The organism is Pseudomonas sp. A014, from assembly GCF_052378495.1.
In the GTDB taxonomy this organism is placed as follows: domain Bacteria; phylum Pseudomonadota; class Gammaproteobacteria; order Pseudomonadales; family Pseudomonadaceae; genus Aquipseudomonas; species Aquipseudomonas machongensis.
Window position 1 is genome coordinate 1,718,402 of sequence record NZ_CP199001.1, and the last position, 26,242, is coordinate 1,744,643.

Annotated in this window: 26 protein-coding genes and 6 tRNA genes; 26 read left to right on the forward strand and 6 right to left on the reverse strand. The window is 61.1% G+C overall.

Going from position 1 to position 26,242, the window contains the following annotated elements:
* Nucleotides 1–617: 617 nt before the first annotated feature.
* From rluC to ACTYOL_RS08125, 3 genes are read left to right on the forward strand one after another with little or no spacing between them, the layout of a single operon-like run.
* Nucleotides 618–1,574 (forward strand): 23S rRNA pseudouridine(955/2504/2580) synthase RluC, encoded by a 957-nt coding sequence (gene rluC / locus ACTYOL_RS08115; RefSeq protein WP_444757761.1) that lies wholly within the window; start codon nt 618–620, stop codon nt 1,572–1,574.
* Between the two features lie 6 nt (nt 1,575–1,580).
* Nucleotides 1,581–2,261 carry an HAD family hydrolase gene (locus tag ACTYOL_RS08120; protein WP_054893066.1) on the forward strand — a complete coding sequence of 227 codons (681 nt, stop codon included), beginning with the start codon at nt 1,581–1,583 and terminating at the stop codon, nt 2,259–2,261.
* A 2-nt stretch (nt 2,262–2,263) separates the two neighbouring features.
* Complete coding sequence (locus ACTYOL_RS08125; protein ID WP_054893067.1) at nt 2,264–3,259, forward strand: S49 family peptidase; 996 nt, start codon at nt 2,264–2,266, stop codon at nt 3,257–3,259.
* Nucleotides 3,260–3,292: 33 nt separating this feature from the next.
* Here the strand turns inward: ACTYOL_RS08125 and ACTYOL_RS08130 are convergent, their stop codons facing one another.
* Nucleotides 3,293–3,871: a Maf family protein gene (locus tag ACTYOL_RS08130; protein WP_444757762.1), complete on the reverse strand. Its 579-nt coding sequence runs from the start codon at nt 3,869–3,871 to the stop codon at nt 3,293–3,295.
* Nucleotides 3,872–3,966: 95 nt separating this feature from the next.
* Between ACTYOL_RS08130 and ACTYOL_RS08135 the strand changes: the two genes are divergently transcribed.
* The 16 genes from ACTYOL_RS08135 (at nt 3,967) to ACTYOL_RS08210 (ending at nt 17,384) form a co-directional block, all read left to right on the forward strand.
* Nucleotides 3,967–4,494, forward strand: coding sequence for a YceD family protein (locus ACTYOL_RS08135; RefSeq protein ID WP_081255215.1), 528 nt, complete (start codon nt 3,967–3,969; stop codon nt 4,492–4,494).
* Between the two features lie 13 nt (nt 4,495–4,507).
* A complete protein-coding gene (gene rpmF / locus ACTYOL_RS08140) occupies nt 4,508–4,690 on the forward strand; it encodes a 50S ribosomal protein L32 (protein WP_008096416.1) in 183 nt (60 codons plus the stop codon).
* Nucleotides 4,691–4,693: 3 nt separating this feature from the next.
* Nucleotides 4,694–5,704 carry a phosphate acyltransferase PlsX gene (gene plsX, locus ACTYOL_RS08145; protein ID WP_081255216.1) on the forward strand — a complete coding sequence of 337 codons (1,011 nt, stop codon included), beginning with the start codon at nt 4,694–4,696 and terminating at the stop codon, nt 5,702–5,704.
* 127 nt (nt 5,705–5,831) lie between these two features.
* Complete coding sequence (gene fabD, locus ACTYOL_RS08150; protein WP_112897752.1) at nt 5,832–6,770, forward strand: ACP S-malonyltransferase; 939 nt, start codon at nt 5,832–5,834, stop codon at nt 6,768–6,770.
* A 17-nt stretch (nt 6,771–6,787) separates the two neighbouring features.
* Nucleotides 6,788–7,528 (forward strand): 3-oxoacyl-ACP reductase FabG, encoded by a 741-nt coding sequence (gene fabG / locus ACTYOL_RS08155; protein ID WP_054925392.1) that lies wholly within the window; start codon nt 6,788–6,790, stop codon nt 7,526–7,528.
* 204 nt (nt 7,529–7,732) lie between these two features.
* A complete protein-coding gene (gene acpP / locus ACTYOL_RS08160; RefSeq protein ID WP_054893073.1) occupies nt 7,733–7,969 on the forward strand; it encodes an acyl carrier protein in 237 nt (78 codons plus the stop codon).
* Between the two features lie 175 nt (nt 7,970–8,144).
* A complete protein-coding gene (gene fabF, locus ACTYOL_RS08165; RefSeq protein ID WP_054893074.1) occupies nt 8,145–9,389 on the forward strand; it encodes a beta-ketoacyl-ACP synthase II in 1,245 nt (414 codons plus the stop codon).
* Nucleotides 9,389–10,210 carry an aminodeoxychorismate lyase gene (gene pabC, locus ACTYOL_RS08170; RefSeq protein WP_200603951.1) on the forward strand — a complete coding sequence of 274 codons (822 nt, stop codon included), beginning with the start codon at nt 9,389–9,391 and terminating at the stop codon, nt 10,208–10,210. The genes fabF and pabC overlap by 1 nt, the downstream gene beginning before the upstream one ends.
* Before the next feature lie 3 nt (nt 10,211–10,213).
* Nucleotides 10,214–11,398, forward strand: coding sequence for an endolytic transglycosylase MltG (gene mltG / locus ACTYOL_RS08175; RefSeq protein WP_197889847.1), 1,185 nt, complete (start codon nt 10,214–10,216; stop codon nt 11,396–11,398).
* A 9-nt stretch (nt 11,399–11,407) separates the two neighbouring features.
* Nucleotides 11,408–12,040 carry a dTMP kinase gene (gene tmk, locus ACTYOL_RS08180; protein ID WP_197889846.1) on the forward strand — a complete coding sequence of 211 codons (633 nt, stop codon included), beginning with the start codon at nt 11,408–11,410 and terminating at the stop codon, nt 12,038–12,040.
* A complete protein-coding gene (locus ACTYOL_RS08185; RefSeq protein ID WP_197889845.1) occupies nt 12,033–13,019 on the forward strand; it encodes a DNA polymerase III subunit delta' in 987 nt (328 codons plus the stop codon). Before tmk ends, ACTYOL_RS08185 begins: the two co-directional genes overlap by 8 nt.
* A 36-nt stretch (nt 13,020–13,055) precedes the next feature.
* Entirely contained in the window at nt 13,056–13,838 is a 783-nt protein-coding gene (locus tag ACTYOL_RS08190) for a TatD family hydrolase (RefSeq protein ID WP_063543837.1), read from the forward strand.
* 568 nt (nt 13,839–14,406) lie between these two features.
* Nucleotides 14,407–15,042 (forward strand): TetR/AcrR family transcriptional regulator, encoded by a 636-nt coding sequence (locus ACTYOL_RS08195; protein ID WP_065861191.1) that lies wholly within the window; start codon nt 14,407–14,409, stop codon nt 15,040–15,042.
* Between the two features lie 131 nt (nt 15,043–15,173).
* Nucleotides 15,174–16,142: a GTP 3',8-cyclase MoaA gene (locus tag ACTYOL_RS08200; RefSeq protein WP_444757763.1), complete on the forward strand. Its 969-nt coding sequence runs from the start codon at nt 15,174–15,176 to the stop codon at nt 16,140–16,142.
* Between the two features lie 65 nt (nt 16,143–16,207).
* Nucleotides 16,208–16,813 (forward strand): DUF4823 domain-containing protein, encoded by a 606-nt coding sequence (locus ACTYOL_RS08205; RefSeq protein ID WP_197889843.1) that lies wholly within the window; start codon nt 16,208–16,210, stop codon nt 16,811–16,813.
* 10 nt (nt 16,814–16,823) lie between these two features.
* Nucleotides 16,824–17,384 carry a DUF1285 domain-containing protein gene (locus tag ACTYOL_RS08210; protein ID WP_444757764.1) on the forward strand — a complete coding sequence of 187 codons (561 nt, stop codon included), beginning with the start codon at nt 16,824–16,826 and terminating at the stop codon, nt 17,382–17,384.
* 80 nt (nt 17,385–17,464) lie between these two features.
* Here ACTYOL_RS08210 and ACTYOL_RS08215 read toward each other — a convergent pair.
* The 3 genes from ACTYOL_RS08215 to ACTYOL_RS08225 form a co-directional block, all read right to left on the reverse strand.
* Nucleotides 17,465–17,540, reverse strand: a tRNA-Asn gene (locus ACTYOL_RS08215).
* A gap of 62 nt (nt 17,541–17,602) precedes the next feature.
* Nucleotides 17,603–18,799 carry an amino acid aminotransferase gene (locus ACTYOL_RS08220; RefSeq protein WP_153773508.1) on the reverse strand — a complete coding sequence of 399 codons (1,197 nt, stop codon included), beginning with the start codon at nt 18,797–18,799 and terminating at the stop codon, nt 17,603–17,605.
* A 127-nt stretch (nt 18,800–18,926) separates the two neighbouring features.
* On the reverse strand, nt 18,927–19,088 hold the full coding sequence (locus tag ACTYOL_RS08225; protein WP_155738200.1) for a hypothetical protein: 162 nt from the start codon (nt 19,086–19,088) through the stop codon (nt 18,927–18,929).
* Between ACTYOL_RS08225 and uvrB the strand changes: the two genes are divergently transcribed.
* On the forward strand, nt 19,087–21,102 hold the full coding sequence (uvrB, locus tag ACTYOL_RS08230) for an excinuclease ABC subunit UvrB (RefSeq protein ID WP_054893085.1): 2,016 nt from the start codon (nt 19,087–19,089) through the stop codon (nt 21,100–21,102). The genes ACTYOL_RS08225 and uvrB overlap by 2 nt on opposite strands.
* Nucleotides 21,103–21,139: 37 nt before the next feature.
* Here the strand turns inward: uvrB and ACTYOL_RS08235 are convergent, their stop codons facing one another.
* Both ACTYOL_RS08235 and ACTYOL_RS08240 read right to left on the reverse strand, forming a co-directional pair.
* Nucleotides 21,140–22,630, reverse strand: coding sequence for a DHA2 family efflux MFS transporter permease subunit (locus ACTYOL_RS08235; RefSeq protein ID WP_444758133.1), 1,491 nt, complete (start codon nt 22,628–22,630; stop codon nt 21,140–21,142).
* 49 nt (nt 22,631–22,679) lie between these two features.
* Nucleotides 22,680–23,753 carry an HlyD family secretion protein gene (locus ACTYOL_RS08240; RefSeq protein ID WP_444757765.1) on the reverse strand — a complete coding sequence of 358 codons (1,074 nt, stop codon included), beginning with the start codon at nt 23,751–23,753 and terminating at the stop codon, nt 22,680–22,682.
* Between the two features lie 143 nt (nt 23,754–23,896).
* On the opposite strand from ACTYOL_RS08240, the gene gltX reads away from it, so the two are divergent.
* From gltX to ACTYOL_RS08270, 6 genes are all read left to right on the forward strand, one after another.
* Nucleotides 23,897–25,378 carry a glutamate--tRNA ligase gene (gltX, locus tag ACTYOL_RS08245; protein WP_054893088.1) on the forward strand — a complete coding sequence of 494 codons (1,482 nt, stop codon included), beginning with the start codon at nt 23,897–23,899 and terminating at the stop codon, nt 25,376–25,378.
* A gap of 235 nt (nt 25,379–25,613) precedes the next feature.
* A tRNA-Ala gene (locus ACTYOL_RS08250) sits at nt 25,614–25,689 on the forward strand.
* Between the two features lie 71 nt (nt 25,690–25,760).
* Nucleotides 25,761–25,836, forward strand: a tRNA-Glu gene (locus ACTYOL_RS08255).
* 53 nt (nt 25,837–25,889) lie between these two features.
* Nucleotides 25,890–25,965: transfer RNA gene (locus ACTYOL_RS08260), tRNA-Ala, on the forward strand.
* Between the two features lie 42 nt (nt 25,966–26,007).
* Nucleotides 26,008–26,083, forward strand: a tRNA-Glu gene (locus ACTYOL_RS08265).
* Between the two features lie 67 nt (nt 26,084–26,150).
* A tRNA-Ala gene (locus tag ACTYOL_RS08270) sits at nt 26,151–26,226 on the forward strand.
* The last annotated feature ends 16 nt before the right edge of the window (nt 26,227–26,242 follow it).

A 26,242-nucleotide genomic window follows, 5' to 3' on the forward strand; every position in this document is an offset into this window, starting at 1 on the left:
GTTGCCCAGCCTGCCGTTGTCGCGACGACGCGTCCTGTTTGCTGCGGTGCCTATCGCACTCAGTCAGGAGGAGGAATCAGCCGAGGGCCGTGGACGCCTCTGGGGCATCTGCAAACACCGGTTCCGCTCGCCGGGCCATTACAGTGGGCCGGTGGCCGGCCGTGCTGTACGGTCCGGGCTGTACATCTCCACCCTGCACGTATCCCTGATAATTCGGGTGCTGCCGCGCGCTGAATCCGCAACGGGTTGCATTTTTCGCCAGCGCAGATTCTGGGCTGGCGCCATTCATGTCCAAGGCAGGTATTTCCGAAGCATTCGCCAGGCGCTGCACGGAAGCGACGAGGCGGGGCAGGGGCATGCGAAAAAGAACAGGAGGGAGGTGAAACACCGCACTTGTCGTTTTTTTTCGTTCTTCTCTGCTCGGCGCTGGTGGCGATTCCAGGCATTTCGGTAAACTGGCGAAAACCCCGTCGGACGGCCTCGCGTCCTCGAGAATTGCGTTGGTCAGGGCCGGTTCGAAACCGTGCGGTACTGACCTACCGCTTTTGGCGGCGTTCGCGACTATAGCAGTAATCATTAAGTGCTTCAATTCCATAAAAAATTGTTATGATCCAGCAATGACGACCAATAATCCCCCGACTTCCGGCGTTCAGCTGATCGAAGTCGCGCCGGAACTTGCCGGCCAACGCATCGACAACTTCCTCATCACGGCCCTCAAGGGCGTGCCCAAGACCCTGGTCTATCGCATCCTGCGCAAGGGTGAGGTACGGGTGAACAAGGGGCGCATCAAACCCGAATACAAGCTGCAGGCTGGTGACATCGTGCGCGTGCCGCCTGTCCGATTGCCCGAGCGCGACGAGCCGGCTCCCGTGGCGCAGGGGTTGTTACAGCGGCTGGAGGCGGCGATCGTCTACGAAGACAAGGCGCTGATCGTGATGAACAAGCCCGCCGGTATTGCCGTGCACGGTGGCAGTGGCCTGAGTTTCGGGGTGATCGAGGCGCTGCGCCAGTTGCGTCCGGATGCCAAGGAGCTCGAATTGGTGCACCGGCTGGACCGCGATACGTCGGGCCTGCTGATGATCGCCAAGAAGCGCAGCATGCTTCGTCACCTCCACGCAGCGCTGCGCGGTGATGGCGTCGACAAGCGCTACATGGCGTTGGTGCGTGGGCACTGGCCAACGTCGAAGAAGCAGGTCAATGCGCCCTTGCAGAAAAGCAACCTGCGCTCTGGCGAACGCATGGTCGAGGTAGACGAAGAGGGCAAGGAGGCGTTGACGCTGTTCCGCGTGCTGCGTCGCTTCGGTGAGTTCGCCACGATGGTCGAGGCGCGTCCGATTACCGGTCGCACCCACCAGATCCGTGTGCACACGCTCCATGCCGGGCACATGATCGCCGGTGACAGCAAGTACGGCGATGAAGACTTCACCCGCGAAATTCGTGATCTGGGGGGCAGGCGCCTGTTCCTCCACGCTTATGCATTGACCGTGCCCCTGCCGGACGGTGGCGAATTGAAGCTCGAGGCGCCGGTGGACGAGATGTGGGCCAAGACCGTGGAGCGCCTGAGTGCGACCTGACCTGTCATGAGCAAACCCTACGAGCTGCTGATCTTCGATTGGGATGGCACCCTTGCCGACTCCATCGGGCGCATCGTCGAAGCGATGAATGCCGCTGCCGAGCGTGCCGGCGAGGCTCCCAGTGCCGACGCTGCGGTCAAGGGCATTATCGGCCTGGCCCTGAGCGAGGCGATCTCGGTGCTTTATCCGCATCTGGATGCCCGGCAGCTCGAGATTTTTCGCCAGCACTATGCAGATATCTACACGGCGCTGGATCAGCAGCCCTCACCGCTGTTCGAAGGGGTGGTGGAATCGCTGGAAGCCTTCCGTAGCGAGGGCTATCGTCTGGCGGTGGCCACCGGCAAAGCGCGTCGTGGGCTCGACCGGGTGCTCAAAGCCAATGGCTGGGAAGGGTATTTCGATATCACTCGGGCCGCTGATGAAACCCGCGGTAAACCCCATCCGTTGATGCTTGAGGAAATTCTCGCCCATTGCCGGGTCGAACCTGGCAGGGCGCTGATGGTCGGAGATTCGGCATTCGATCTGCAGATGGCCAGTAATGCAGGCATGCACTCGGTTGCGGTGGGGTATGGCGCGATGTCGCTGCAGGCGCTGAGCGAATTCGGGCCGCAGGTGTGCGTCGAGCATTTTTCACAGTTGCGTGAGTGGCTGGCTGGTCCCGCGCAGCTTCAACTCCAAGGTAGGTGAGCATGGCTGACGAGTGGAAAGCCCCTGAGTCCGAGGGTGCAGCGCAGGACAAGGAGGAGCGCAAGAGCTGGAAGTTGCTCGAGAAGACGCTCCTGGCGGGTGTTCAGGAGCAGCGTCGTGCGCGGCGCTGGGGGATCTTCTTCAAGCTGCTGACCTTTCTCTACCTGTTCGGTCTCCTGTTCCTGTTCTCGCCGCTGATGGATATGGAGAGCACGGCTTCGCGCAGTGCCAATCATACCGCCTTGGTGGAAGTGCGCGGGGTGATTGCCGATCAGGAGGCTGCCAGCGCCGACAACATCATCAAGAGCCTGCGTGAGGCGTTCAAGGACGCCAAGACCAAGGCTGTGGTGATGCGCATCAACAGTCCGGGCGGCAGCCCAGTGCAGGCGGGTTACGTATATGACGAGATTCGTCGGCTGCGTGCTGAATATCCGGCAATCAAGCTGTATGCGGTAATCACTGATCTTGGTGCTTCGGGCGCCTACTACATCGCCAGTGCGGCGGACGAGATCTACGCTGACAAGGCCAGCCTGGTCGGATCCATTGGTGTAACTGCCGCCGGCTACGGCTTCGTCGGCGCCATGGAGAAGCTTGGGGTCGAGCGTCGTGCCTATACCTCTGGTGAGCACAAGGCCTTCCTTGACCCGTTCTCGCCGCAAAAACCTGAAGAGACAGCGTTCTGGCAGGGTGTGCTGGATACCACGCACAATCAGTTCATCGCCATGGTGAAGCAGGGGCGAGGTGAGCGTCTGAAGGACAAGGAGCATCCCGAGCTGTTCAGTGGTTTGATCTGGTCGGGCGAGCAGGCCAAGGCGCTAGGCTTGATCGATGGCCTGGGCAGTGCCAGCTATGTGGCGCGTGACATTGTCGGCGAGAAGGAGTTGGTGGACTTCACGGTGCAGGAATCGCCGTTCGATCGCTTCTCCAAGCGTATCGGTGCCAGCGTCGCCGAGCGTCTGGCCATGTACATGGGCTTCCAGGGGCCATCCCTGCGTTGATTCATGAGTGGGGCTGCCGGGCAGCCCCGTCTTTCAGGGTAGCTGCACACCTTCTGCGTGCAGCATGTCTACCAGGCGAATCAGCGGAAGCCCGATCAGGCTTGTCGCATCGCAGCCGTGGGTGCTCTGGAGCAGTGTCACCCCCAATCCCTCCGCCTTGAAGCTCCCTGCGCAGTCCAATGGTCGCTCTGCCTGCACGTAGCGCTCGACTCGTTCGCGGTCCAGTTCGCGCAGGGTTACGGTGAATGGTATGCAGTCGACCTGGCATTGCCCTGTGCTGCTGTTGAGCAGGGCGAGGCCGGTCAGGAAAGTGACTTGCTGGCCGCTGGCAGCCAGCAATTGCTCGCACGCGCGTTCGAAGGTGTGTGGCTTGCCAAGGATCTGCTCGCCCAGCACGGCGACCTGGTCCGAGCCGATGATCAGGTGTTGCGAATGGCTGTTCGCCAGGGCTTCGGCTTTTTGTCGGGCCAGGCGGCGAACCAGTTCGGTGGCCGGCTCCTCGGCATTGCGCCCTTCGTCTATATCGGGGCTTGCCCAGGTGAAAGGCAGGCGCAGGCGCTGGAGCAATTCGCGCCGGTAGGGGGAGCTTGAAGCAAGCAGCAGGGGAAGCATGGTAGACTCCTTCGCAATTGAACCGATTCTAACATGCGTGATGCCGCCTAATTTCCTTTGACAGGGGCGGGGGGCATCCCTAGAATGCTGCGCCTATGTTGAATGACCCGATTCCACCTCACGTTGACCCGCGCAAATTAGCCGATCGTGGCGTAACCCTCCAAGGTTCGCTGCAACTCGCTGATTTGGAAAGACTCTGCGACCCGCTTTCCGATAATGTCGGTACGGTGCAGGCGAAGTTCGATTTTGAGCGAGACGAGCAGCACGTTGTGGTTATCCACAGCGATCTGAATGTCGAAGTCAAAATGGTTTGCCAGCGTTGTCTTGAGCTGGTCACCCTGCCGATCCACAGCGAATGTACTTATGCCGTGGTGAAGGAGGGTGCGAATACCCAGTCGTTGCCGAAAGGCTATGACGTGCTGGAACTGGGCGAAGATCCTTTGGATCTGCAGGCGCTGATCGAGGAGGAGCTTTTGCTCGCCCTCCCCATCGTGCCTGCTCACCATCCGGAAGAATGCCAGCAGCCGGCGGGCGCAGACGAGCCCGAATCGAGCAAGGACGAGGTATCGCGGTCCAACCCGTTCAGTGTCTTGGCGCAGTTAAAGCGTGACCCAAACGTTTAGGAGTTAATCAATTATGGCTGTTCAGCAGAACAAAAAATCCCGCTCTGCCCGTGACATGCGCCGTTCGCACGACGCCCTGTCGGAAAACGCGCTGTCCGTAGAGAAGAGCACCGGTGAAGTACACCTGCGCCACCACGTTTCGCCAGAAGGCGTATACCGTGGTCGCAAAGTGATCGACAAGGGCGCTGACGAGTAATCCTTGTCCGCTCAGATCATCGCGATCGACGCAATGGGCGGGGACTTCGGTCCCCGCAGCATTGTCCAGGCTAGCATTGCCTGCCTTTCGGCTACCCCCTCGCTGCACCTGACCCTCGTCGGTCAACCCTCTCTCCTTGAAGAACTTGTCAGTGGCCTTGCAGCTGCCGATCGTGCGCGCCTGCAAATTGTCGCGGCGAGCGAGGTGGTGGGCATGGACGAGCGGCCTTCGCAGGCGTTGCGCGGCAAGCCTGATTCGTCGATGCGCGTCGCCCTCGAGCTGGTGCGTGACGGCAAGGCGCAGGCCTGTGTGAGCGCCGGGAACACCGGGGCGCTGATGGCGCTGTCGCGCTTTGTCCTCAAGACGCTGCCGGGCATCGATCGCCCCGCCATGGTGGCGGCGATTCCGACCCAGGCTGGCTATTGTCAGTTGCTCGACCTGGGGGCCAATGTCGATTGCAGTGCCGAGAACCTCTACCAGTTCGCCGTGATGGGGTCGGTGGCGGCTCAGGCGCTGGGGATCCAGCGACCGCGCGTGGCGTTGCTCAATGTCGGTACCGAGGATATCAAGGGCAACCAGCAGGTCAAACTGGCGGCCAGTCTGTTGCACAATGCCCGTGGGCTGAACTACATCGGTTTTGTCGAAGGCGATGGCCTGTATCGCGGCGAGGCCGATGTGGTGGTGTGCGACGGCTTCGTCGGCAATATCCTGCTCAAGTCCAGCGAAGGGCTGGCGAGCATGATCGGTGCGCGTATAGAGGCGCTGTTCAAGGGTGGGCTGTTTTCTCGTGCGGCCGGGGTGGTGGCGATGCCGTTGCTCAGGCGCCTGCAGGCTGACCTGGCACCGGCGCGACACAATGGCGCAAGTTTTCTCGGTTTGCAGGGGATCGTCATCAAAAGTCATGGTTCGGCAGGCGTACAGGGCCTGCAGAGCGCCATCCAGCGCGCGCTGATCGAGATCCAGGAAAACCTGCCGCAGCGGCTGCACGGTCGTCTCGAAGACCTGTTGCTTTAGGCATATTGGCGATGAAGTGGTTAAATGTGACCGCTTGGTCTGCGTTTCCATCCAAGTTTTCAGATTCCGCGCCTCGCCATTGGTGGGGCGCACCCTATCCGACGACAAGATCATAAGGGCTTGTTCAATGTCTGCATCCCTCGCATTCGTCTTTCCTGGTCAAGGCTCCCAGTCGCTGGGCATGCTCGCCGAGCTCGGCGCTGAAAAGCCGGTAATCGTCGAGACCTTCAAGGAGGCTTCCGAGGCTCTGGGCTACGACCTGTGGAAGCTGGTCCAGGAAGGTCCGGAAGAACAACTCAATCAAACCGACAAGACCCAGCCGGCGATCCTGACGGCCTCGATCGCCCTTTGGCGTCTGTGGCTGGAGGAGGGTGGTGCGCAACCCGCCCTGGTCTCTGGTCACAGCCTGGGTGAGTACAGTGCCCTGGTCGCTGCCGGTAGCCTGTCGCTCAAGGACGCCGTTCGCCTGGTCGAGCGCCGTGGCCAGCTGATGCAGGAAGCCGTGCCTGCAGGTCACGGTGCCATGGCTGCGATTCTCGGCCTGGATGATGCTGATGTGGTAGCCATCTGCGCCGAGGCTGCCGAGGATGAAGTGGTCAGTGCGGTCAACTTCAACTCCCCGGGCCAGGTCGTCATCGCCGGTAACAAGGCGGCGGTCGATCGTGCGATCGAGCTGTGCAAGGCCAAGGGCGCCAAGCGTGCGCTGCCATTGGCGGTCAGCGTGCCGTCGCATTGTGCGCTGATGAAGCCGGCTGCCGAGCGTTTCGCTGAAGCGGTCAACGCCATCGAGTGGAAGGCGCCGCAGATTCCGGTAGTGCAGAACGTCACCGCCGCCATCGCCGCCGATCTCGACGCACTCAAGCGCGACCTGTTGGCGCAGTTGTACCAGCCGGTACGTTGGGTGGAGTGTGTGCAGACCCTGGCGGCCAGCGGTGCGGTCAATCTGGTCGAGTGCGGCCCGGGCAAGGTCCTGGCTGGCCTGAACAAGCGTTGCGCCGATGGCGTTACCACCTACAACCTCAATACCCCTGACGCCGTCGCCGCCACCCGCGCGGCGCTGGCCTGATATCTGGAGAAACTTGCATGAGCCTGCAAGGTAAAGTTGCACTGGTCACCGGCGCCAGCCGTGGTATCGGCCAGGCCATCGCCCTGGAACTGGGCCGCCAGGGCGCTACCGTAATCGGTACCGCCACTTCCGCTTCGGGTGCCCAGCGTATCGCCGAGACCCTCAAGGAACACGGTATCACCGGTACCGGTCTTGAGCTCAATGTCACCAGCGAAGAGTCCGTGAGTGCCGTGCTGGCAGCGATCACCGAGCAGTTCGGTGCTCCGGCGATCCTGGTCAACAATGCCGGCATCACCCGCGACAACCTGATGCTGCGCATGAAAGATGAAGAATGGTTCGATGTCATCGACACCAACCTCAACAGCCTCTACCGTCTGTCCAAGGGCGTGCTGCGCGGCATGACCAAGGCGCGCTGGGGTCGTATCATCAGCATCGGTTCGGTCGTCGGGGCCATGGGTAACGCCGGCCAGGCCAACTACGCCGCTGCCAAGGCGGGCCTCGAAGGTTTCAGCCGTGCCCTGGCGCGTGAAGTGGGCTCGCGCGGTATCACTGTAAACTCGGTCACCCCGGGCTTCATCGATACCGACATGACCCGCGAGCTGCCCGAAGCGCAGCGTGAAGCGCTGCAGACCCAGATTCCGCTGGGCCGCCTGGGTCAGGCCGAGGAGATCGCGAAAGTGGTTTCCTTCCTGGCATCCGACGGCGCAGCCTATGTCACAGGCGCTACCGTGCCGGTGAACGGCGGGATGTACATGTAACATCAGCAACTCAATGTGACGGATTGCTTAAAAAAACAGTCATACTGCAAGCCTAAAATCCGTTATAAAGCTGCAACCAGATTCCAGGTGGCAGGCCGGGTGTCTCTCGTGAAGGCGCGTTACGCTTGAAAAGCAGGCGTCTTCCTATAAACTTGGTCACCGGCCAGCTGCATGACATATGTCCATTAGGAGTGAAAACTAGGTATGAGCACCATCGAAGAACGCGTCAAGAAAATCGTCGCCGAGCAACTGGGCGTCAAGGAAGAGGAAGTCAAGAACGAATCTTCCTTCGTTGATGACCTGGGTGCCGATTCGCTTGACACCGTTGAGCTGGTGATGGCTCTGGAAGAGGAATTCGAGACCGAAATCCCTGACGAAGAAGCCGAGAAGATCACTACCGTTCAAGCTGCAATCGACTACGTCAACAGCCACAAGGCCTAAGACGTTTCAGTCGACGCTTCTTGTCGGGAAAAACCGCACTGCCTTTGCCGGCGTGCGGTTTTTTCTTTGCGAGCCATTGGCGTCATTCACCGGGCAATCGAGAGCCTGTTGCCATTTCATTCGGCCATGCTGAATGCAATCGCAAGAGACTCTGTTATTAGAAAAGGAGAGTGCTGTGTCGCGTAGACGCGTCGTGGTCACCGGTATGGGTATGCTGTCGCCACTGGGTACTGATGTACCAAGCACCTGGCAGGGCATTCTGGCTGGCCGCAGTGGCATCGGTCCGATCGAACACACGGACCTGAGTGCCTACTCCACCCGTTTTGGCGGCTCGGTGAAGGGCTTTGAGGTCGAGCAGTACCTGTCGGCCAAGGAAGCTCGCAAGCTTGACCTGTTCATCCAGTACGGCCTGGCGGCCGGTTTCCAGGCGGTGCGCAATGCTGGCCTGGAAGTGACCGACGCCAACCGCGAGCGTATCGGCGTGGCCATGGGGTCGGGCATCGGTGGCTTGACCAATATCGAAGACACCAGCCGAACCCTGCATGAGCAAGGGCCGCGCCGGATTTCGCCATTCTTCGTCCCCGGCTCGATCATCAACATGATCTCCGGCTTCCTGTCGATCCACCTTGGGCTGCAGGGCCCCAACTACGCTATCTCCACTGCGTGCACCACCGGTACCCACTGTATCGGCATGGCTGCGCGCAATATCGCCTATGGCGAGGCCGACGTGATGATCGCCGGCGGTGCGGAAATGGCGGCGTGCGGTTTGGGCATGGGCGGTTTCGGCGCATCGCGGGCGCTTTCGACTCGCAATGACGAGCCGTCCCGTGCCAGCCGTCCGTGGGACAAGGGGCGTGATGGCTTTGTGTTGTCCGATGGTGCCGGCGCCCTGGTGCTGGAGGAGCTCGAACATGCCAAGGCACGTGGTGCGACCATCTATGCCGAGCTGGTCGGTTTCGGCATGAGCGGCGACGCGTTCCACATGACATCGCCACCGGATACCGGCGACGGCGCTGCACGCTGCATGGTCAACGCCCTGCGTGATGCGGGTGTGAAGCCTGAAGAGGTCAGCTACATCAACGCCCACGGCACCTCGACTCCTGCTGGCGATATCGCCGAAGTGGCGGCCATCAAGCGTGTCTTCGGCGAGCACGCCTACAAGCTGGCCGTCAGCTCGACCAAGTCGATGACCGGCCATCTGCTGGGGGCTGCCGGTGCGGTAGAGGCGATCTTCAGTGTGTTGGCGATCAACAGCCAGATGGCGCCGCCGACCATCAACCTGGACGAGCCCGACGAAGGTTGCGATCTGGACTTCGTGCCGCACCAGGCGCGCAGCATGCCGATCGATGTCGTGCTCTCCAACTCCTTCGGCTTTGGCGGTACCAACGGTTCGCTGGTATTCCGCCGGTTCGCCGATTGATGCACAGCTGGATCGACGGCCAGCCGGCGACTGCAGTCAACCTGCAGAACCGCGGCCTGGCCTATGGCGATGGTCTGTTCGAGACTATCGCCGTGCGCGGCGGCAGGCCCAGCCTGCTGTCGCGACATCTTGAACGTCTCGCGCTGGGTTGCCAGCGGCTGGCAATCGATATCGATCTTGCGCTTGTTCACGACGAGTTGCTGCGCTACGCCAGTCAGCTCGGTGAAGGCGTAGCCAAACTGATCGTCACTCGTGGTGATAGCCAGCGCGGCTATGCGCCCGCCTCCGGGGCCTTGGCCCGACGTATTCTCCAGGGTGGTCCAAGGCCAGCTTATCCTGCGGGCAACGCGGAGCAAGGCATCGGGCTGTTCGACTGCCAGACCCGTCTTGCGCAGCAACCGCTGCTGGCCGGGCTCAAGCACCTCAATCGCCTGGAGCAGGTAATGGCTCGCGCCGAATGGCAAGACTCTGCCTGTGCCGAGGGTCTGATGCGTGACGTGCAGGGGCACCTGATCGAAGGGGTCTACAGTAATCTGTTCCTGGTCCGCGACGGCGTGCTGCTGACTGCCGACCTGAGCCGCTGCGGCGTGGCAGGCGTCATGCGCGCTGCGCTGCTGGACGAAGCACCGGCGCTGGGTATCGAAGTCCGGACCGGCGACCTTGTGCAAGCCGATCTGGAGGCGGCCGACGAGGTGTTCGTCTGCAACAGCGTGTATGGAATTTGGCCCGTGCGTACGTTCGCAGCGCTCAACCTCGACTGGCCGGCCGGGCCGCTCACCCGTAAACTGCAGGCCGTTGCCCGTACGTTACTGGATACCTGATTCGTGAGACGCAAAATCCTGCTGCTGCTGGAAATGGGCCTGATCCTTGCCGGCCTGGCCGTAGGCTGGTCGGCCTGGAAGGTTAACTCGGTCCTGGAGCAGCCGCTGCATGTCACCGAAGAGCGCCTGCTCGATGTGCCCAATGGCACCAACCCCAACCGCATGTTCTACCGCATGCAGAGCGAGGGGCTGCTCGACGATGCCTTCTGGTTGCGTCTTTACTGGCGTTTCAACATGGCTGGCACCGCACTGCATACGGGTGAGTACCGCCTGACGCCCGGAATGACCGTCGAAGCCCTGTTCGACGCCTGGCGCCGTGGCGATGTGGTGCAGTACAACCTCACCCTGGTCGAGGGGTGGACCTTCCGCCAGGTGCGCACGGCCGTGGCCAGGCATGAAAAGATCAAGCACACCCTCGACGGGCTCTCCGACACTGAAGTGATGGACAAGCTTGGGCATACCGGTGTTTTCCCTGAGGGGCGTTTCTTCCCGGACACCTATCGCTTCGTGCGCGGCATGACTGATGTCGAACTGTTGCAGCAAGCCTACATGCGCCTTGAGGAGGTGCTGGCCAAGGAGTGGGCGGATCGGGTGACCGATTTGCCATACCGTGATCCCTACCAGGCGCTGATCATGGCCTCGCTGGTGGAGAAGGAAACCGGTATTCCTCAGGAGCGAGGGCAGATCGCAGGCGTATTTGTGCGCCGCCTTCGCTTGGGCATGATGCTGCAGACCGATCCTACGGTTATCTACGGCATGGGTGAGCGCTATAACGGCAAGATCACGCGTGCCGACCTGCGTGCACCGACACCCTACAACACATACACCATGACCGGCCTGCCGCCGACACCGATCGCCATGGTCGGACGCGAAGCGATTCACGCCGCGCTGAATCCGTCAGACGGTACCAGCCTGTATTTCGTCGCGCGTGGCGATGGCAGCCACGTCTTCTCCGATGACCTGGACGACCACAATACGGCTGTGCGCGAATATCAGCTCAAGCGCCGCGCCGACTACCGTTCCAGTCCGGCGCCACAAGCCCCGCAGGGCACGGCCGATCAGGCACCGGACGCCGAGCCGCCAACTGAAGCCGCGCCTCGGTCCGGCGAAGCCCTTGAAGGCGCGCCAACCCAGTCCGCCGAAGAGCCCGCGCCCGCACAAGCGCCGGCGCCCACCGAAAAACAGTAAGGAATGCCCGTGAGCGGTTTGTTCATCACTCTGGAAGGCCCCGAAGGCGCGGGCAAGAGCACCAATCGCGAGTACCTGGCCGCGCGCCTGCGTGAGCAGGGCGTGGATGTGGTCATGACCCGTGAGCCTGGTGGTACGCCGTTGGCCGAGCGTATCCGCGAGTTGCTCCTCGCTCCCAGCGACGAAACCATGGCGGTCGACACCGAGCTCCTGTTGATGTTCGCTGCGCGCGCCCAGCACTTGGCCGAGGTCATTCGCCCAGCACTGGCGCGGGGCGCCGTGGTGCTCTGCGACCGTTTCACCGACGCCACCTACGCCTATCAGGGCGGGGGGCGTGGCTTGCCCGTGGAGCGCATCGCGGTGCTGGAAGACTTCGTTCAGGGCACGCTGCGCCCGGACCTGACCCTGGTCTTCGATCTGCCAGTAGAAGTCGGTCTTGCCCGTGCTGCCGCCCGCGGTCGCCTGGACCGCTTCGAGCAGGAGGGCCAGGCATTCTTCGAGTCGGTGCGTCAGGCTTATCTGCAGCGCGCAGGCCAAGCGCCGCAGCGCTACAGCCTGCTGGATGCCGGGCAGCCGCTTGAGGCGGTGCAGCGCGCCATCGACGCATTGCTGCCAGGTATCCTGGAGCGTTGCCGTGGCTGAGGCCTACCCCTGGCAGCAAGCGCTCTGGCAGCAGTTGGCCGGGCGCAGCCAGCATGCCCATGCCTACCTGTTGCACGGGCCGCAGGGTATCGGCAAGCGCGCCATGGCCGAACGCCTGATGGCTCGCCTGTTGTGCCAGCAGCCGCAAGGGGTGGATGCCTGCGGGCAATGCAAGTCGTGCCTGTTGCTCAAGGCTGGCAGCCACCCCGATAACTTCGTGCTGGAACCCGAAGAGGCCGACAAGCCCATCAAGGTCGACCAGGTGCGGGATCTGGTTTCGTTCGTGGTGCAGACTGCGCAGCTGGGCGGGCGCAAGGTGGTACTGATCGAGCCGGTCGAAGCGATGAACGTCAACGCCTCCAACGCTTTGCTCAAGAGTCTCGAAGAGCCTTCGGGCGATACCGTGCTGCTGCTGGTGAGCCATCAGCCCAGCCGTTTGTTGCCAACGATCAAGAGCCGTTGCCAGCAAGTCGCCTGTGCGCAGCCGACGCTTGCGCAGAGTCAGGCCTGGCTGGCGACGGCGCTACCGGAGCTCGATCAGGTCGAGCGTGACGAACTGCTGACCCTGGCGGCAGGGTCTCCACTGATGGCTGTCAGCTTGCAGTCCCAGGGTGTGCGCGAGCAACGGGCACTGGTCACCGAGGGGGTGAAGAAGTTGATCAAGCAGCAGCAATCGCCCAGCCAGTTGGCCGAGGCCTGGAACAACGTGCCGCTGCTGTTGCTGTTCGACTGGTTCTGCGACTGGTCGCACCTGATCCTGCGCTACCAGTTGACCCAGGACGAAGACGGGCTAGGCTTGGCCGACATGCGCAAGGTCATACAATACCTTGCGCAGAAGAGCCGGCAGGGCAGGGTGCTCGAGGTCCAGGCCTGGATTCTCGAGCAGCGCCAGAAAGTGCAGGGCAAGGCCAACCTCAATCGCGTGCTGCTGCTCGAAGCCCTGTTGGCCCATTGGCTGCAGATGCTGGCCACGCGCTGATTCCCCATCGTTCATTTTCATGTGTGCTCTCATTCCATGCTCGTAGATTCCCATTGCCACCTCGACCGACTTGACCTGAGCGCCCATGCGGGCTCGCTCGACGCCGCCCTGCAGGCGGCCCGCGAGCGTGGGGTCGGGCATTTTCTGTGCATCGGCGTAAGCGCCGAGAACGCCGGGGCGGTAAAGGCCCTGAGCGAGCAGTACGCCGACGTCGACTGTTCGGTAGGCGTGCACCCGCTCGATCTGGCCCCGGGGGAGACGCCGGCGCTGGAATGGTTGTTGCGCGAGCTGGCTCACCCGCACGTGGTGGCAATTGGCGAAACCGGATTGGACTATCACTACGAGCCTGAGGCCGCCGAGTTGCAGCAGGCGTCTTTCCGCCTGCACCTGGAGGCGTCTCGGCAGACAGGCAAGCCGGTGATCGTTCACACCCGTGCGGCGCGGGCCGACACCCTGGCGCTGCTGCGCGAGGCCAGTCTGCCGCAGGCGGGCGTGTTGCACTGCTTTACAGAAGACTGGGACATGGCCAAGGCTGCACTCGATCTGGGGTACTACATCTCGCTCTCCGGAATCGTCACCTTCCGCAATGCCGAAGCCCTGCGCGAGGTCGCCCGCCAGGTGCCTGTCGACCGGCTGCTGGTAGAGACCGACTCGCCATACCTGGCGCCCATCCCGTATCGCGGCAAGCCGAACCTGCCGCAGTACGTGCGTGAAGTCGCCGAGTACGTCGCATCGTTGCGAGGGGTGAGCTACGCGCAGTTGGCCGAGCAGACGACCGCCAACTTCAAGCGCCTGTTCCCCTTGGCACGCGTCGCCTGAAGCTAAAGCAAGGCGGGCAAAAAAAACCCGGATTCTGGGGGAGGAATCCGGGTTAAGACCATTAGGAGTAAAACAAAGGTACGCGGTCCCTGGGCACCTTTATCGGCGCGCCACTTGGGGGGATGCGCCGCGCCAACACTTCAAGTATTGGCGAGTATCCTCGCACTGCCAGCGTCAGTTGGTCGTTTTTTAAACAGATTTGGAATACACCTGACAATCAATGGGCCATCAGGGTATGGCAGCCAGCAGAAATCGGATGAGTTTGCTGCTATTAGGTATCTATCTGTATAGATGTGCGGTGAAAAGTCTGGAGAGTGTGTAGATCGTGCGCTGCTTCCCGGCGGCTTACAACGTTCGATGAGCCTGGTGAGTCTGGCGAGCTCCGCCGCTTCGGCTGTAGACGAGCGACAGCCGTGCGTGGGGTAACGGACGCATCCATGGGATTCAGGCCGGACAGACCCGGTTTGCACTCGAACTCATCATGAAACACAGATATGGTTGGATGATCCGTGCAATTTGCTGCAAGTTAGGCATAATAATCCGCTTCGATTGTCATCCAGTCCTTCTTATGCAGAAAGAACCTCGTAAGGTCCGTGAGTTTCGTCGCCGCGAGCAAGAAATCCTCGACACGGCGCTCAAGCTGTTTCTCGAACAGGGTGAAGACAGTGTCACCGTCGAGATGATCGCCGACGCGGTCGGTATCGGCAAAGGCACGATCTACAAGCACTTCAAGTCCAAGGCGGAGATCTACCTGCGCCTGATGCTCGACTACGAGCGTGATTTGAACGCGCTGTTGCATTCGGACGACGTCGATCGCGACAAGGAAGCCCTTTCGCGAGCCTACTTCGAGTTCCGCATGCGCGATCCCCAGCGCTACCGCTTGTTCGACCGTCTCGAGGAGAAGGTGGTCAAGGGTAACCAGGTGCCGGAGATGGTCGAGGAACTGCACCGTATTCGCGCCTCCAATTTCGAGCGCCTGACCCAGCTGATCAAGGGCCGTATCAGTGAAGGTAAGCTCGAGGATGTGCCGCCATACTTCCACTACTGCGCTGCCTGGGCGTTGGTGCATGGCGCCGTAGCGCTGTATCACTCGCCGTTCTGGAGCAACGTTCTCGAGGATCAGGAAGGTTTCTTCCAGTTCCTGATGGACATCGGCGTGCGCATGGGCAACAAGCGCAAGCGCGACCCGGAACCGGCCGCCTGAAGACCCCCTGCGGAGCGTTGTCCATGACGGGCAGGCTCCGCCAGTCACTTCTGCTTCGGCGACAGGGCTTGCAAAAACCTGATCTTTGAGTCAAGTTTTGCCGGCTCGCTTTTCTCATGCCGGAGTCACCCATGATCGTCGATCGTCAAGGCAGGCGTTTTCGCAACCTGCGCGTCAGCCTGACAGCTGCCTGCAACTATGCGTGCAGTTACTGTGTGCCCGATGGCAAGCGCCTGGTGGCGGCGCAGGATGAGCTGTCCGCCGATGCACTGGCGCGCGGGGTGGCTCTTCTGGTCGATGCCGCAGGTATCGAGCGTCTGCGCATCACCGGTGGCGAACCATTGATCAGCCCCCGCCTGGAGCCATTCCTGAAGATTGTCGGTGGCTTGGGGCTCAAGGATATCGCCTTGACCACCAACGGTCAGTTGCTCAGTCGCAAGCTTGCGATGTTGCGTGCAGCGGGTATCGACCGGCTCAATGTCTCGCTCGATACCCTCGACCCAACCGCATTTCGCAGCATCGCTCGGGGCGGCGACCTGGCCAGCGTGCTGAGGGGCATGGAGGAGGCGAGTGCGGCGGGTATGCGCATCAAGGTCAACATGGTGCCGATGCGCGGGCACAATCTCGATCAGGTAGTGCCGCTGCTCAATTACTGCCTGGCAAGAGGCTATGAACTGCGTTTCATCGAGTTGATGCGCATGGGTCACCTGGCACTTGATTCGAATGCATTCCTGCGTCAGTTCGTCAGTCTCGAGCAATTGCTGGCATTGATCGGCGATCATCATCACTTCCAGCAGGCGCCAGCGGCTTTGGATGCAACGGCCCTGCGCTACCAGATTCCTGGCCAAGGTTACTTTGGTGTGATTGCCAACGAGAGCGTGCCGTTTTGCCGGACCTGCTCGCGCTTGCGTCTGTCCTCTACTGGCTGGCTGCATGGCTGCCTGTCTTCGAGCAATCGCCACTTTATCGGCGATCTGCTCGACAAGCCGTGTCACCAGGCACTTCCAGTGATTCAGCGTCTGCTGGTCAAGGCTCTGGCGGACAAGCAGGAGCTGGCGTTCTCGGGGGGTGTGACAGTGATGAAGGTGATCGGCGGCTGAGCTGGCGCAAAAGCTGCATCTGGCGGCTATTCGCCGGTTTTTCGTCACCGGTCACTGGAGGAAAGATGCGTAGCCTGGTCTTGCTGCTGGCGCTGATGGCGTTGAGCGGCTGCATGAAAGTCAGCGACATGGGCGAAGGTGTTCGCTATCAGATGAGCGACGCCGGTCTGCTCGATCACAGCGATACCGCCCGAACCCTGTCGGTTCGGCTGCAGCCTGATTCGTTCATCTTCATTGGCCAAGGCGCCTTCGTGCCGCCTGGGAAAGGGCCGGTGCCGCAGCAGAATGCCGTTGCCGAAGAAGCATTCAAGAGCTTCGTCGAGTACTTCCCGCTGGTGCGTCGCGCCAAGGCGCCGTTGGGGTTGGAGGACGCGATAGCCGAGGCGCGTTCGGTCGGAGCCCATTACGTGCTCTATACCCGTTTCGCTCGCACCGATGACCGCATTGGTAATGGCGACGAATGGTACGACGAGCAGGCAGTGGATCGCCTTGGTTGGGATACCGGTGTGGTGCAGATGATGCTGATCGAAACCAGCACGCGCTATCTGATCGATACCGCGCGCATCAAGAGCCGTGGCGGTTTGTTGACGTTCCACGACAATACGCCGCAGGATTTGCTCGCGGCACCCATGCGCGAGTACGCTCGTAGCCTCCTGGGAATGAGTCGGTAAGGAACGGGTGATGACAGGTACGGGCAAGGCCAACGATCTTCTGGCGCAGATACCCAAGGACAAGGGGCTGCCTCCCGTGCATCTGTGGAATCCCGATTTCTGCGGCGACATCGACATGCGCATCGCCCGCGACGGCACCTGGTACTACTTGGGGACGCCGATCGGGCGCAAGCCGATGGTGCGCTTGTTCTCTACCATCATTCGTCGCGACGGTGATGACTATTTCCTGGTAACGCCTGTGGAAAAGGTCGGCATTCGAGTCGATGATGCGCCGTTCGTGGCGGTCAGCCTGGAAGTGGAGGGCAGTGGTGAGCAGCAGGTCCTGCGTTTCACCAGCAATGTCGAGGATCAGGTCGAAGCCGGTCCTGATCACCCCATTCGGGTAGAGACCGATCCGACAACGCATGAGCCATCGCCTTACCTGCTGATGCGTAGCAACCTCGAAGCGCTCATCCACCGCAATGTGTTCTACCAGATGGTGGAGCTTGCGGTGCCACGCGTGATCGATGGCGAGGAGTGGTTGGGGGTTTGGAGTGGCGGGGTGTTCTACCCCATCGGGCGCGACCACTGAGCGCATCTTGCGACGATCTTTCTGATGCCGGAAAAACAAAAAACCTCCAGTGCTTGCGCATCTGGAGGTTTTTCAGTGTCTGGCTCCGCGACCTGGACTCGAACCAGGGACCCAATGATTAACAGTCATTTGCTCTACCGACTGAGCTATCGCGGAATCTGCGCGTATCTTACTGAATGCCAAGGGGAAGTCAAGCTGCCCCCTGGCAAATCAAGCAGTTACAGCACTTCGACGATGGCCTTGGTGACCACGTGGATGTTGCTCTGGTTCAGTGCCGCCACAGCGATGCGACCGGTGTCCAGCGCGTAGATGCCGAAGTCGTTCTTCAGGCGCGCGACCTGTTCCACAGTCAGGCCCGAGTAGGAGAACATGCCGACTTGGCGACCGACGAAGCTGAAGTCGCGGTTGGCACCGTACTCGGCCAGGAGCGAGACCATCTGTTTGCGCATGCCGTGGATGCGTTCACGCATTTCGCCCAGTTCGGCTTCCCACATCTGACGCAGTTCCGGGCTGTTGAGCACGGTGGCGACGATGGTTGCACCGTGAGTCGGCGGGTTGGAGTAGGTGGTGCGAATCACGCGCTTGACCTGCGACAGCACGCGCGTGCTCTCGTCTTTCGAAGCGGTGACGATCGACAGCGCGCCGACGCGCTCGCCATACAGCGAGAACGATTTGGAGAACGAGCTGGAGACAAAGAACTCCAGGCCCGAATCGGCGAACAGGCGTACGGCGAAGGCATCTTCGCCGATGCCTTCGCCGAAGCCCTGGTAGGCCATGTCGAGGAATGGCACGTGGCCTTTTGCCTTGACCACTTCCAGTACGTTCTTCCAGTCGTCGAGCGACAGATCGACACCGGTCGGGTTATGGCAGCAGGCGTGCAGGACGACGATCGAGCCCGAGGGCAGCGTGTTCAGGTCTTCGAGCATGCCGGCACGGTTGACGTCGTTGCTCGGTGCGTCGTAATAGCGGTAGCTCTGTACTGGGAAGCCTGCAGTCTCGAACAGGGCGCGATGGTTTTCCCAGCTCGGATCGCTGATGGCGACTACCGCGTTCGGCGAAAGGCGCTTGAGGAAGTCGGCACCGATCTTGAGGGCGCCGGTACCGCCGACAGCCTGCACGGTCACTACGCGGCCTTCAGCCAGCAGTGCGGATTCAGCGCCGAACAGCAGTTTTTGTACGGCCTGGTCGTAGGCAGCGATACCGTCGATCGGCAGGTAGCCGCGGGAGGCATGTTGGGCGACACGCTGGGTTTCGGCTTCGATCACCGCGCGCAGCAGCGGGATGCGGCCTTCCTCATTGCAATAGACGCCAACGCCCAGATTGACCTTGTCGGTACGTGGGTCAGCGTTGAATGCTTCGTTGAGGCCCAGGATGGGGTCGCGGGGTGCCAGCTCGACAGCGGAAAACAGGCTCATTGTTACCTTGGCTCTGAATAGGAGAGTGATAGGAAATGCACCCTCCAGCCCAGTGCACTGAAGCGGTGCAAACGGGGAGTCAGTATAGTGATACCGATCGGTCACTGCGACACTCTGGCACAGGTTTTCAGGCGCTTTGCGCAAATATTTTTCGACCATTGGTCGAATTGCCTTGTCCACCGCAATGAGCGTTCACATCTGCGGCGGCAAAGGCCACCCCGACGCGTCTTTTTGCGTATAGACTACTGGCTAAATTTACAGTTGCCGCGACATCCAAGAGGTCCGTCATGTCCGAGTTCCAGCTCGTTACCCGATTCCAGCCGGCCGGCGACCAGCCCGAAGCCATTCGTCTGATGGTCGAGGGTATCGAAGCGGGCCTGTCGCACCAGACCCTGCTCGGGGTGACAGGCTCCGGCAAGACCTTCAGCATCGCCAATGTCATTCAACAGGTCCAGCGCCCGACCATGGTGCTGGCGCCGAACAAGACGCTGGCTGCCCAGCTGTATGGCGAGTTCAAGGCCTTCTTTCCGCACAACGCGGTGGAGTACTTCGTCTCCTACTACGACTACTACCAGCCGGAAGCCTACGTCCCGTCGTCGGACACCTTCATCGAGAAGGATGCCTCGATCAACGACCACATCGAGCAGATGCGCCTGTCGGCGACCAAGGCATTGCTGGAGCGGCGCGACGCGATCATCGTCACCACGGTGTCGTGTATCTATGGCCTGGGCAGCCCGGAAACCTACCTGAAGATGGTTCTGCACGTCGATCGCGGCGACAAGCTCGACCAGCGCGCACTGCTGCGCCGGCTGGCCGACCTGCAGTACACCCGCAACGAGATGGACTTCGCCCGTGCCACCTTCCGGGTGCGTGGTGATGTGATCGACATCTTTCCGGCCGAATCGGACCTTGAGGCCATCCGTATCGAGCTGTTCGACGACGAGGTGGAGAACATCGCCGCCTTCGACCCCTTGACCGGCGAAGTGATCCGCAAGCTGCCGCGTTTCACTTTCTACCCCAAGAGCCACTATGTGACCCCGCGCGAGACCCTGCTCGAGGCGGTGGACGGCATCAAGGAGGAGCTCGGCGAGCGGCTGGAGTACCTCAACAAGGCCAACAAGCTGGTAGAGGCCCAGCGTCTGGAGCAGCGTACGCGCTTCGACCTGGAGATGATTCTCGAGCTGGGTTATTGCAACGGTATCGAAAACTACTCGCGCTATCTGTCCGGTCGCCCGGCTGGCGCCCCGCCGCCGACGCTCTACGATTATCTTCCTGCCGACGCGTTGCTGGTGATCGATGAGTCACACGTCAGCGTTCCTCAGGTCGGCGCCATGTACAAGGGCGACCGTTCTCGCAAAGAGACACTGGTGGAGTATGGTTTCCGCCTGCCATCGGCGCTGGATAACCGGCCTATGCGCTTCGACGAGTGGGAGTCAGTCAGCCCGCAGACCATCTTCGTCTCGGCGACGCCTGGCCCTTACGAGGCAGAGCATGCCGGGCGTGTGGTCGAGCAGGTGGTGCGGCCAACCGGTCTGGTCGATCCTCAGGTAGAGGTGCGTCCAGCCCTCACTCAGGTGGATGACCTGCTGTCGGAAATCGGCAAGCGCGTGGCGGTGGGGGAACGGGTGCTGGCGACGACCCTGACCAAGCGCATGGCCGAGGACCTTACCGACTACCTCGCAGACCACGATGTGCGTGTGCGCTACCTGCACTCGGACATTGACACCGTGGAGCGGGTGGAGATCATCCGGGACCTGCGTCTGGGTACCTTTGATGTACTGGTGGGCATCAACCTGTTGCGTGAGGGGTTGGACATGCCGGAGGTATCGCTGGTGGCCATTCTCGATGCCGACAAGGAAGGCTTCCTGCGTTCGGAGCGTTCGCTGATCCAGACCATTGGTCGCGCTGCGCGCAACCTCAACGGCAAGGCGATTCTCTATGCCGACCAGGTGACAGGGTCCATGCAGCGGGCGATCGACGAGACCGAGCGGCGTCGGGCCAAGCAGGTGGCGTTCAACGAGGCGAATGGCATCGTGCCCAAGGGGGTGGTCAAGGACATCACCGATATCCTGGAAGGCGCCACGGTGCCCGGTGCGCGCAGCAAGAAGCGCAAGGGCATGGCCAAGGCGGCGGAGGAGGCTGCGCGCTACGAGGCAGAGCTCGCCACTCCTGGCGAGATCACCAAGCGCATCAAGGTGCTGGAAGAGAAGATGTTCCAGCTGGCGCGCGACCTGGAGTTCGAGGCCGCCGCCCAGTTGCGCGACGAGATCGGGCAACTGCGTGAGCGGCTGATCGCCAGCTGAGTGCGCTCGTCGGCGCAGAAATGGCCGGGTTACAGGGTCAGTGTGCCTCGCCGGCCTTCAGCCCCTGCGGCAGTTTGCGTGTCAGCAAGACCGCCACCATGCTGACCGCCAAACCGATCCCTACCAGATGGAAGGCATCGTTGTAGGCCATGATCAATGCCTGCTGGTGGGTGATTTCGCTCAAGCGCCCCAGTGCCGCGCTGTCACTGCCCAGTCGTTCGGCCAACTGGGCCAGCCGCTCCGCCACTTGCGGGTTGCTTGGCACCACTGATTCGCGCAGGTAGTCGAAATACACCTTGGTCCTTGCATCCAGCAAGGTGGCCAGCAAGGCGATACCAATGGCGCCGCCCAGGTTGCGCAGGATGTTGAACAGGCTCGAAGCGGAGCCCGCATCCTGGGGCTGAATGTAAGCTGTGGCGATCAGCGAGATGGTGACCATGATCATGGGCTGCCCGAGTGCGCGAATGATCTGGATATGGTTGAACTGTGGCCCTGCGAAGTCCGGGTTGAGCACTCCCGAGCCGAAGCTGGCAGCCCCGAACAGGCAAAAGCCCAGTGCACAGAGCAACTTGGGCGCAATCACCTTCATCAGTTGCGGCACCAGCGGAATCAGGAACAGCTGTGGAATTCCCATCCACATGATCACCTCGCCGATCTGCAGGGCGTTGTAGCCCTGGATCTGCGCAAGGTACAGCGGCAGCAGATAGATCGAACCATAAAGCCCAACACCCATCCCCAGGCTGGCGATGCTCGACAGGCCGAAGTTGCGGTTGCCGAGGATGCGCAGGTTGATCAGGGGGTTGGCCCGCGAAAGCTGGAGGATGACGAAGGTGATCAGGCAGAGCAGGGCCACGGTACCCAGGCCGACAATAAGGCTCGACTCCAGCCAGTCCTTGCGATGGCCTTCTTCCAGAAAGACTTGCAGGCAGCCCAGGCCGACCCCCAGGGTGACGATGCCGGCGTAGTCGGTGCTTTTGAGCAGCTCCCAGTGCGCCTCTTTCTTCTCCAGCCCGTAGAGCAGCCCTGCGATCATCACCAGCCCCGGCGGGATGTTGATGTAGAAGATGTATTTCCACCCCCAGTTTTCGGTGAGCCAACCGCCCAGGGTCGGACCGATGGAGGGGGCGAAGGTCGCGGTCATGGCGAACATCGCCATGCCCTTGGCTCGATGGTGTTCGGGCAGCTTGATCAGGGTCAGGGTGAAGGCCAGCGGAATCAGTGCGCCGCCGGTAAACCCCTGGAGAGCGCGAAACACGATCATGCTTTCCAGGTTCCAGGCCATCGAGCACAACAGCGAGGACGCCAGAAAACCAAGCGAGACCCACACCGCCAGACGCCTCGCGGATAGTAACTGCACAAGCCAGGCGGTCAGCGGAATCATGATGATTTCCGCCACGAGATAGGAGGTCGAGATCCACGAGCCCTCTTCCAAGGTGGCAGACAATGCCCCCTGGATATCCTTGAGCGAGGAGTTGGTGATCTGAATGTCCAGCACGGCCATGAATGCACCGAGCATCACGCTCATCACCGCAATCCAGTCGCGCCGGCTAGGCTCCGCAGTCGGTCGCAGCAGTTGGTCACCGGCCATCGTGAGTTTCGCCGCGCTCTGCCTGATCGGCGCTGTTGCGCAGGTCGACGGTGGCGGTTACCGACATGCCTGGGCGAATGCGACCGTGCAAGGGGTTATTGGCTGCAAAGGTCAGCTTGACCGGAATGCGTTGCACCACCTTGGTGAAGTTGCCGGTGGCATTGTCTGGAGGCAGCAGGCTGAATTGCGCCCCGGATGCGGCGAACAGGCTGTCGACACGGCCTTCGATCGGGGTGTCGGGATAGCTGTCGAAGATCAGTTCGGCACGCAGACCCCGATGCATGTTGCCGATCTGGGTTTCCTTGAAGTTGGCCTGCACCCAGATGTCTTCGTCCGGAACGATCGATAGGAGATAGGCGCCGGCCTGCACCACCTGGCCATTGCGGGCGCTGCGCTGGCCGATGGTGCCACTGATGGGGGCGTGGATTTCACAGCGGGTAAGGTTGAGTTCTGCCTGTGCCAGGTCTGCGCGGGCGTTGGCAATTTGCGCATCGAGGCGCTTGAGCTCGGCCGTCAACGCATTGATCTGCTGGCGCTGGCTCTGCAGGTCGGCCTGGGCTTTGTCGACTTGGGAGCGGGCGACGTGGTTTTCCGCAGACAGGGTGGTGACTCGCTCCTCCGAGACGAACCCAGGTTTGCGCAGGGCTTCGGCACGATTGAGGTCCAGGCGCGAGCGATCAAGAGTGGCCTGGTTGGCGGCCACCTGGGCTCGGCCGGCGGCGATCAAGCTGTCTTGCTGGGTCAGTCGGCTTTGCGCCTGGACGCGTTCGGCTTCACGCGTAGCCAGTGCCGCGCGGGCACGCTCGACCGCCAGCTGGAAGTCGGCGACCTCCAGGCGGACCAGCAGATCGCCTTGCGTGACGTGTTGATTGTCCTCTACCAGCACCTCGTCGACCCGCGCACCCAGCTGGCTGGAAATGCGAGTGATCTCACCCTGCACATAGGCATTGTCGGTGCTTTCGTAGAAACGCCCCTTGAAATACCAGTGGGCGAGAAAGGCGAGGGCGACCAGCACCACCAAGGTGAGAAAGATCAGCAGGCGGCGTTTGAGTTGAGCAGGCATAGGGACTATCGTTCCAGAAATGTAAGCAAATTTAACAGCTCGGCAATGCACCGTCACAAGTGACGATAGCGCCATTGCTGGAGCCCGATGCCCGCACCCTGCTAACATCCCGCCTTTGTTTCATCTTTCGTCCGAGACTGTCCATGACCACCGTTCGCACGCGTATCGCGCCATCGCCCACTGGCGACCCCCACGTCGGCACTGCCTACATCGCCCTGTTCAACTACTGCTTTGCCAAGCAGCACGGCGGCGAGTTCATCCTGCGCATCGAAGACACCGATCAGTTGCGTTCGACCCGCGAGTCGGAACAGCAGATTTTCGATGCCCTGCGCTGGCTCGGTATCGAATGGAATGAAGGTCCGGACGTTGGCGGCCCGCACGGCCCGTACCGCCAGAGCGAGCGCGGCGAGATCTACGCCAAGTACGCCAAGCAACTGGTCGATGCCGGCCATGCGTTCTATTGCTTCTGCACCGCCGAAGAGCTGGATCAGATGCGTGCTGAACAGATGGCCCGTGGCGAAACACCGCGCTATGACGGCCGCGCATTGAAAATGAGCGCCGAGGAAGTGCAGCGTCGACTAGCCGCTGGCGAGCCCCACGTGATTCGCATGAAAGTGCCGAGCGAAGGTATCTGTGTGGTGCCGGACATGCTGCGTGGCGATGTCGAGATTCCATGGGACCGCATGGACATGCAGGTTCTGATGAAGAACGATGGCCTGCCGACGTACTTCCTCGCCAACGTGGTCGATGACCACCTGATGGGCATCACCCACGTCTTGCGAGGCGAGGAGTGGCTGCCGTCGGCGCCGAAGCTGATCAAGCTCTACGAGTATTTTGGCTGGGAGCAACCCAAGCTGTGCTATATGCCGCTGCTGCGTAACCCGGACAAATCCAAGCTGTCCAAGCGCAAAAACCCGACCTCGGTCACGTTCTACGAGCGTATGGGCTTCATGCCTGAAGCCATGCTCAACTACCTGGGGCGCATGGGCTGGTCGATGCCGGACGAGCGCGAGAAGTTCTCCCTGGCAGAAATGGTCGAGCATTTTGACCTGTCGCGTATTTCCCTTGGCGGGCCGATCTTCGACATCGAGAAGCTGTCCTGGCTCAATGGTCAGTGGCTGCGCGACCTGCCGGTCGAGGAGTTTGCGGCGCGCGTACAGAAGTGGGCGTTCAACAGCGACTACATGATGAAGATCGCACCGCATGTACAGGGTCGTGTCGAAACCTTCAGCCAGATCGCGCCACTGGGCGGGTTCTTCTTCGAGGGCGCCCTCAAGCTCGATGCCAAGCTGTTCGAGCACAAGAAACTGTCGCCCGATCAGGTGCGTCAGGTCATGCAGTTGATCTTGTGGAAGCTCGAAAGCCTGCGGCAGTGGGAAAAGGAGCGTATTACCGGCTGCATCCAGGCGGTGGTCGAGGCCCTGGAGCTGAAGCTGCGTGACGCCATGCCGCTGATGTTCGCCGCAATTTCGGGGCAGGCCAGCTCGGTGTCGGTGCTCGATGCCATGGAGATTCTCGGCCCCGACCTGACCCGCTACCGTCTGCGCCAGGCGCTGGAACTGCTGGGCGGCGTGTCGAAGAAAGAGAATAAGGAGTGGGAAAAGCTGCTGGCGAATATCGCCTGATTGGCTTATCTCACGCCCCTGTGGCAGTGGGCTTGCCCGCTGCCACAGGACCTGGCAATCGCCGGGAGCAGGGCAGGGCGGTAAGTGATTGTTATCTGTGAAAAAAATTTTTGATATTTTCACGAATTCGTTTGACAGTGCTGCAATCCGATCTTAATATGCGCCCCGTCCACAGCGATGAACGAAAATGAAGCACCAGGCACCCAGCCGGTGATTCAGTTCAAAGCGACATTGTGGGGCTATAGCTCAGCTGGGAGAGCGCCTGCATGGCATGCAGGAGGTCAGCGGTTCGATCCCGCTTAGCTCCACCAAATTCCGCTTCGTGATCAAGGTCGTGAAGCAAGACTGGTCCAGCAACCAAGTCTTGAAGGTAAGAAGGTTCGTCCCCTTCGTCTAGTGGCCTAGGACACCGCCCTTTCACGGCGGTAACAGGGGTTCGAGTCCCCTAGGGGACGCCAGTATTGCACAAGCGATATTTCATGATGTCGCTGGGCCGAGAGGCTAGAAATCCGGGGCTATAGCTCAGCTGGGAGAGCGCCTGCATGGCATGCAGGAGGTCAGCGGTTCGATCCCGCTTAGCTCCACCAATTTTGCCGCGGTTCGTGAAAACGGATCGGCACGAAGGTTACGTCCCCTTCGTCTAGTGGCCTAGGACACCGCCCTTTCACGGCGGTAACAGGGGTTCGAGTCCCCTAGGGGACGCCATTTCTTCCCGCGTTTTGCGGGGTTGAAAGGCTCATTCGACTGTTGAGTGAGCTTTTTGTTTTGTTTCGGGGCTATAGCTCAGCTGGGAGAGCGCCTGCATGGCATGCAGGAGGTCAGCGGTTCGATCCCGCTTAGCTCCACCAATCTGCCACGGTTCGT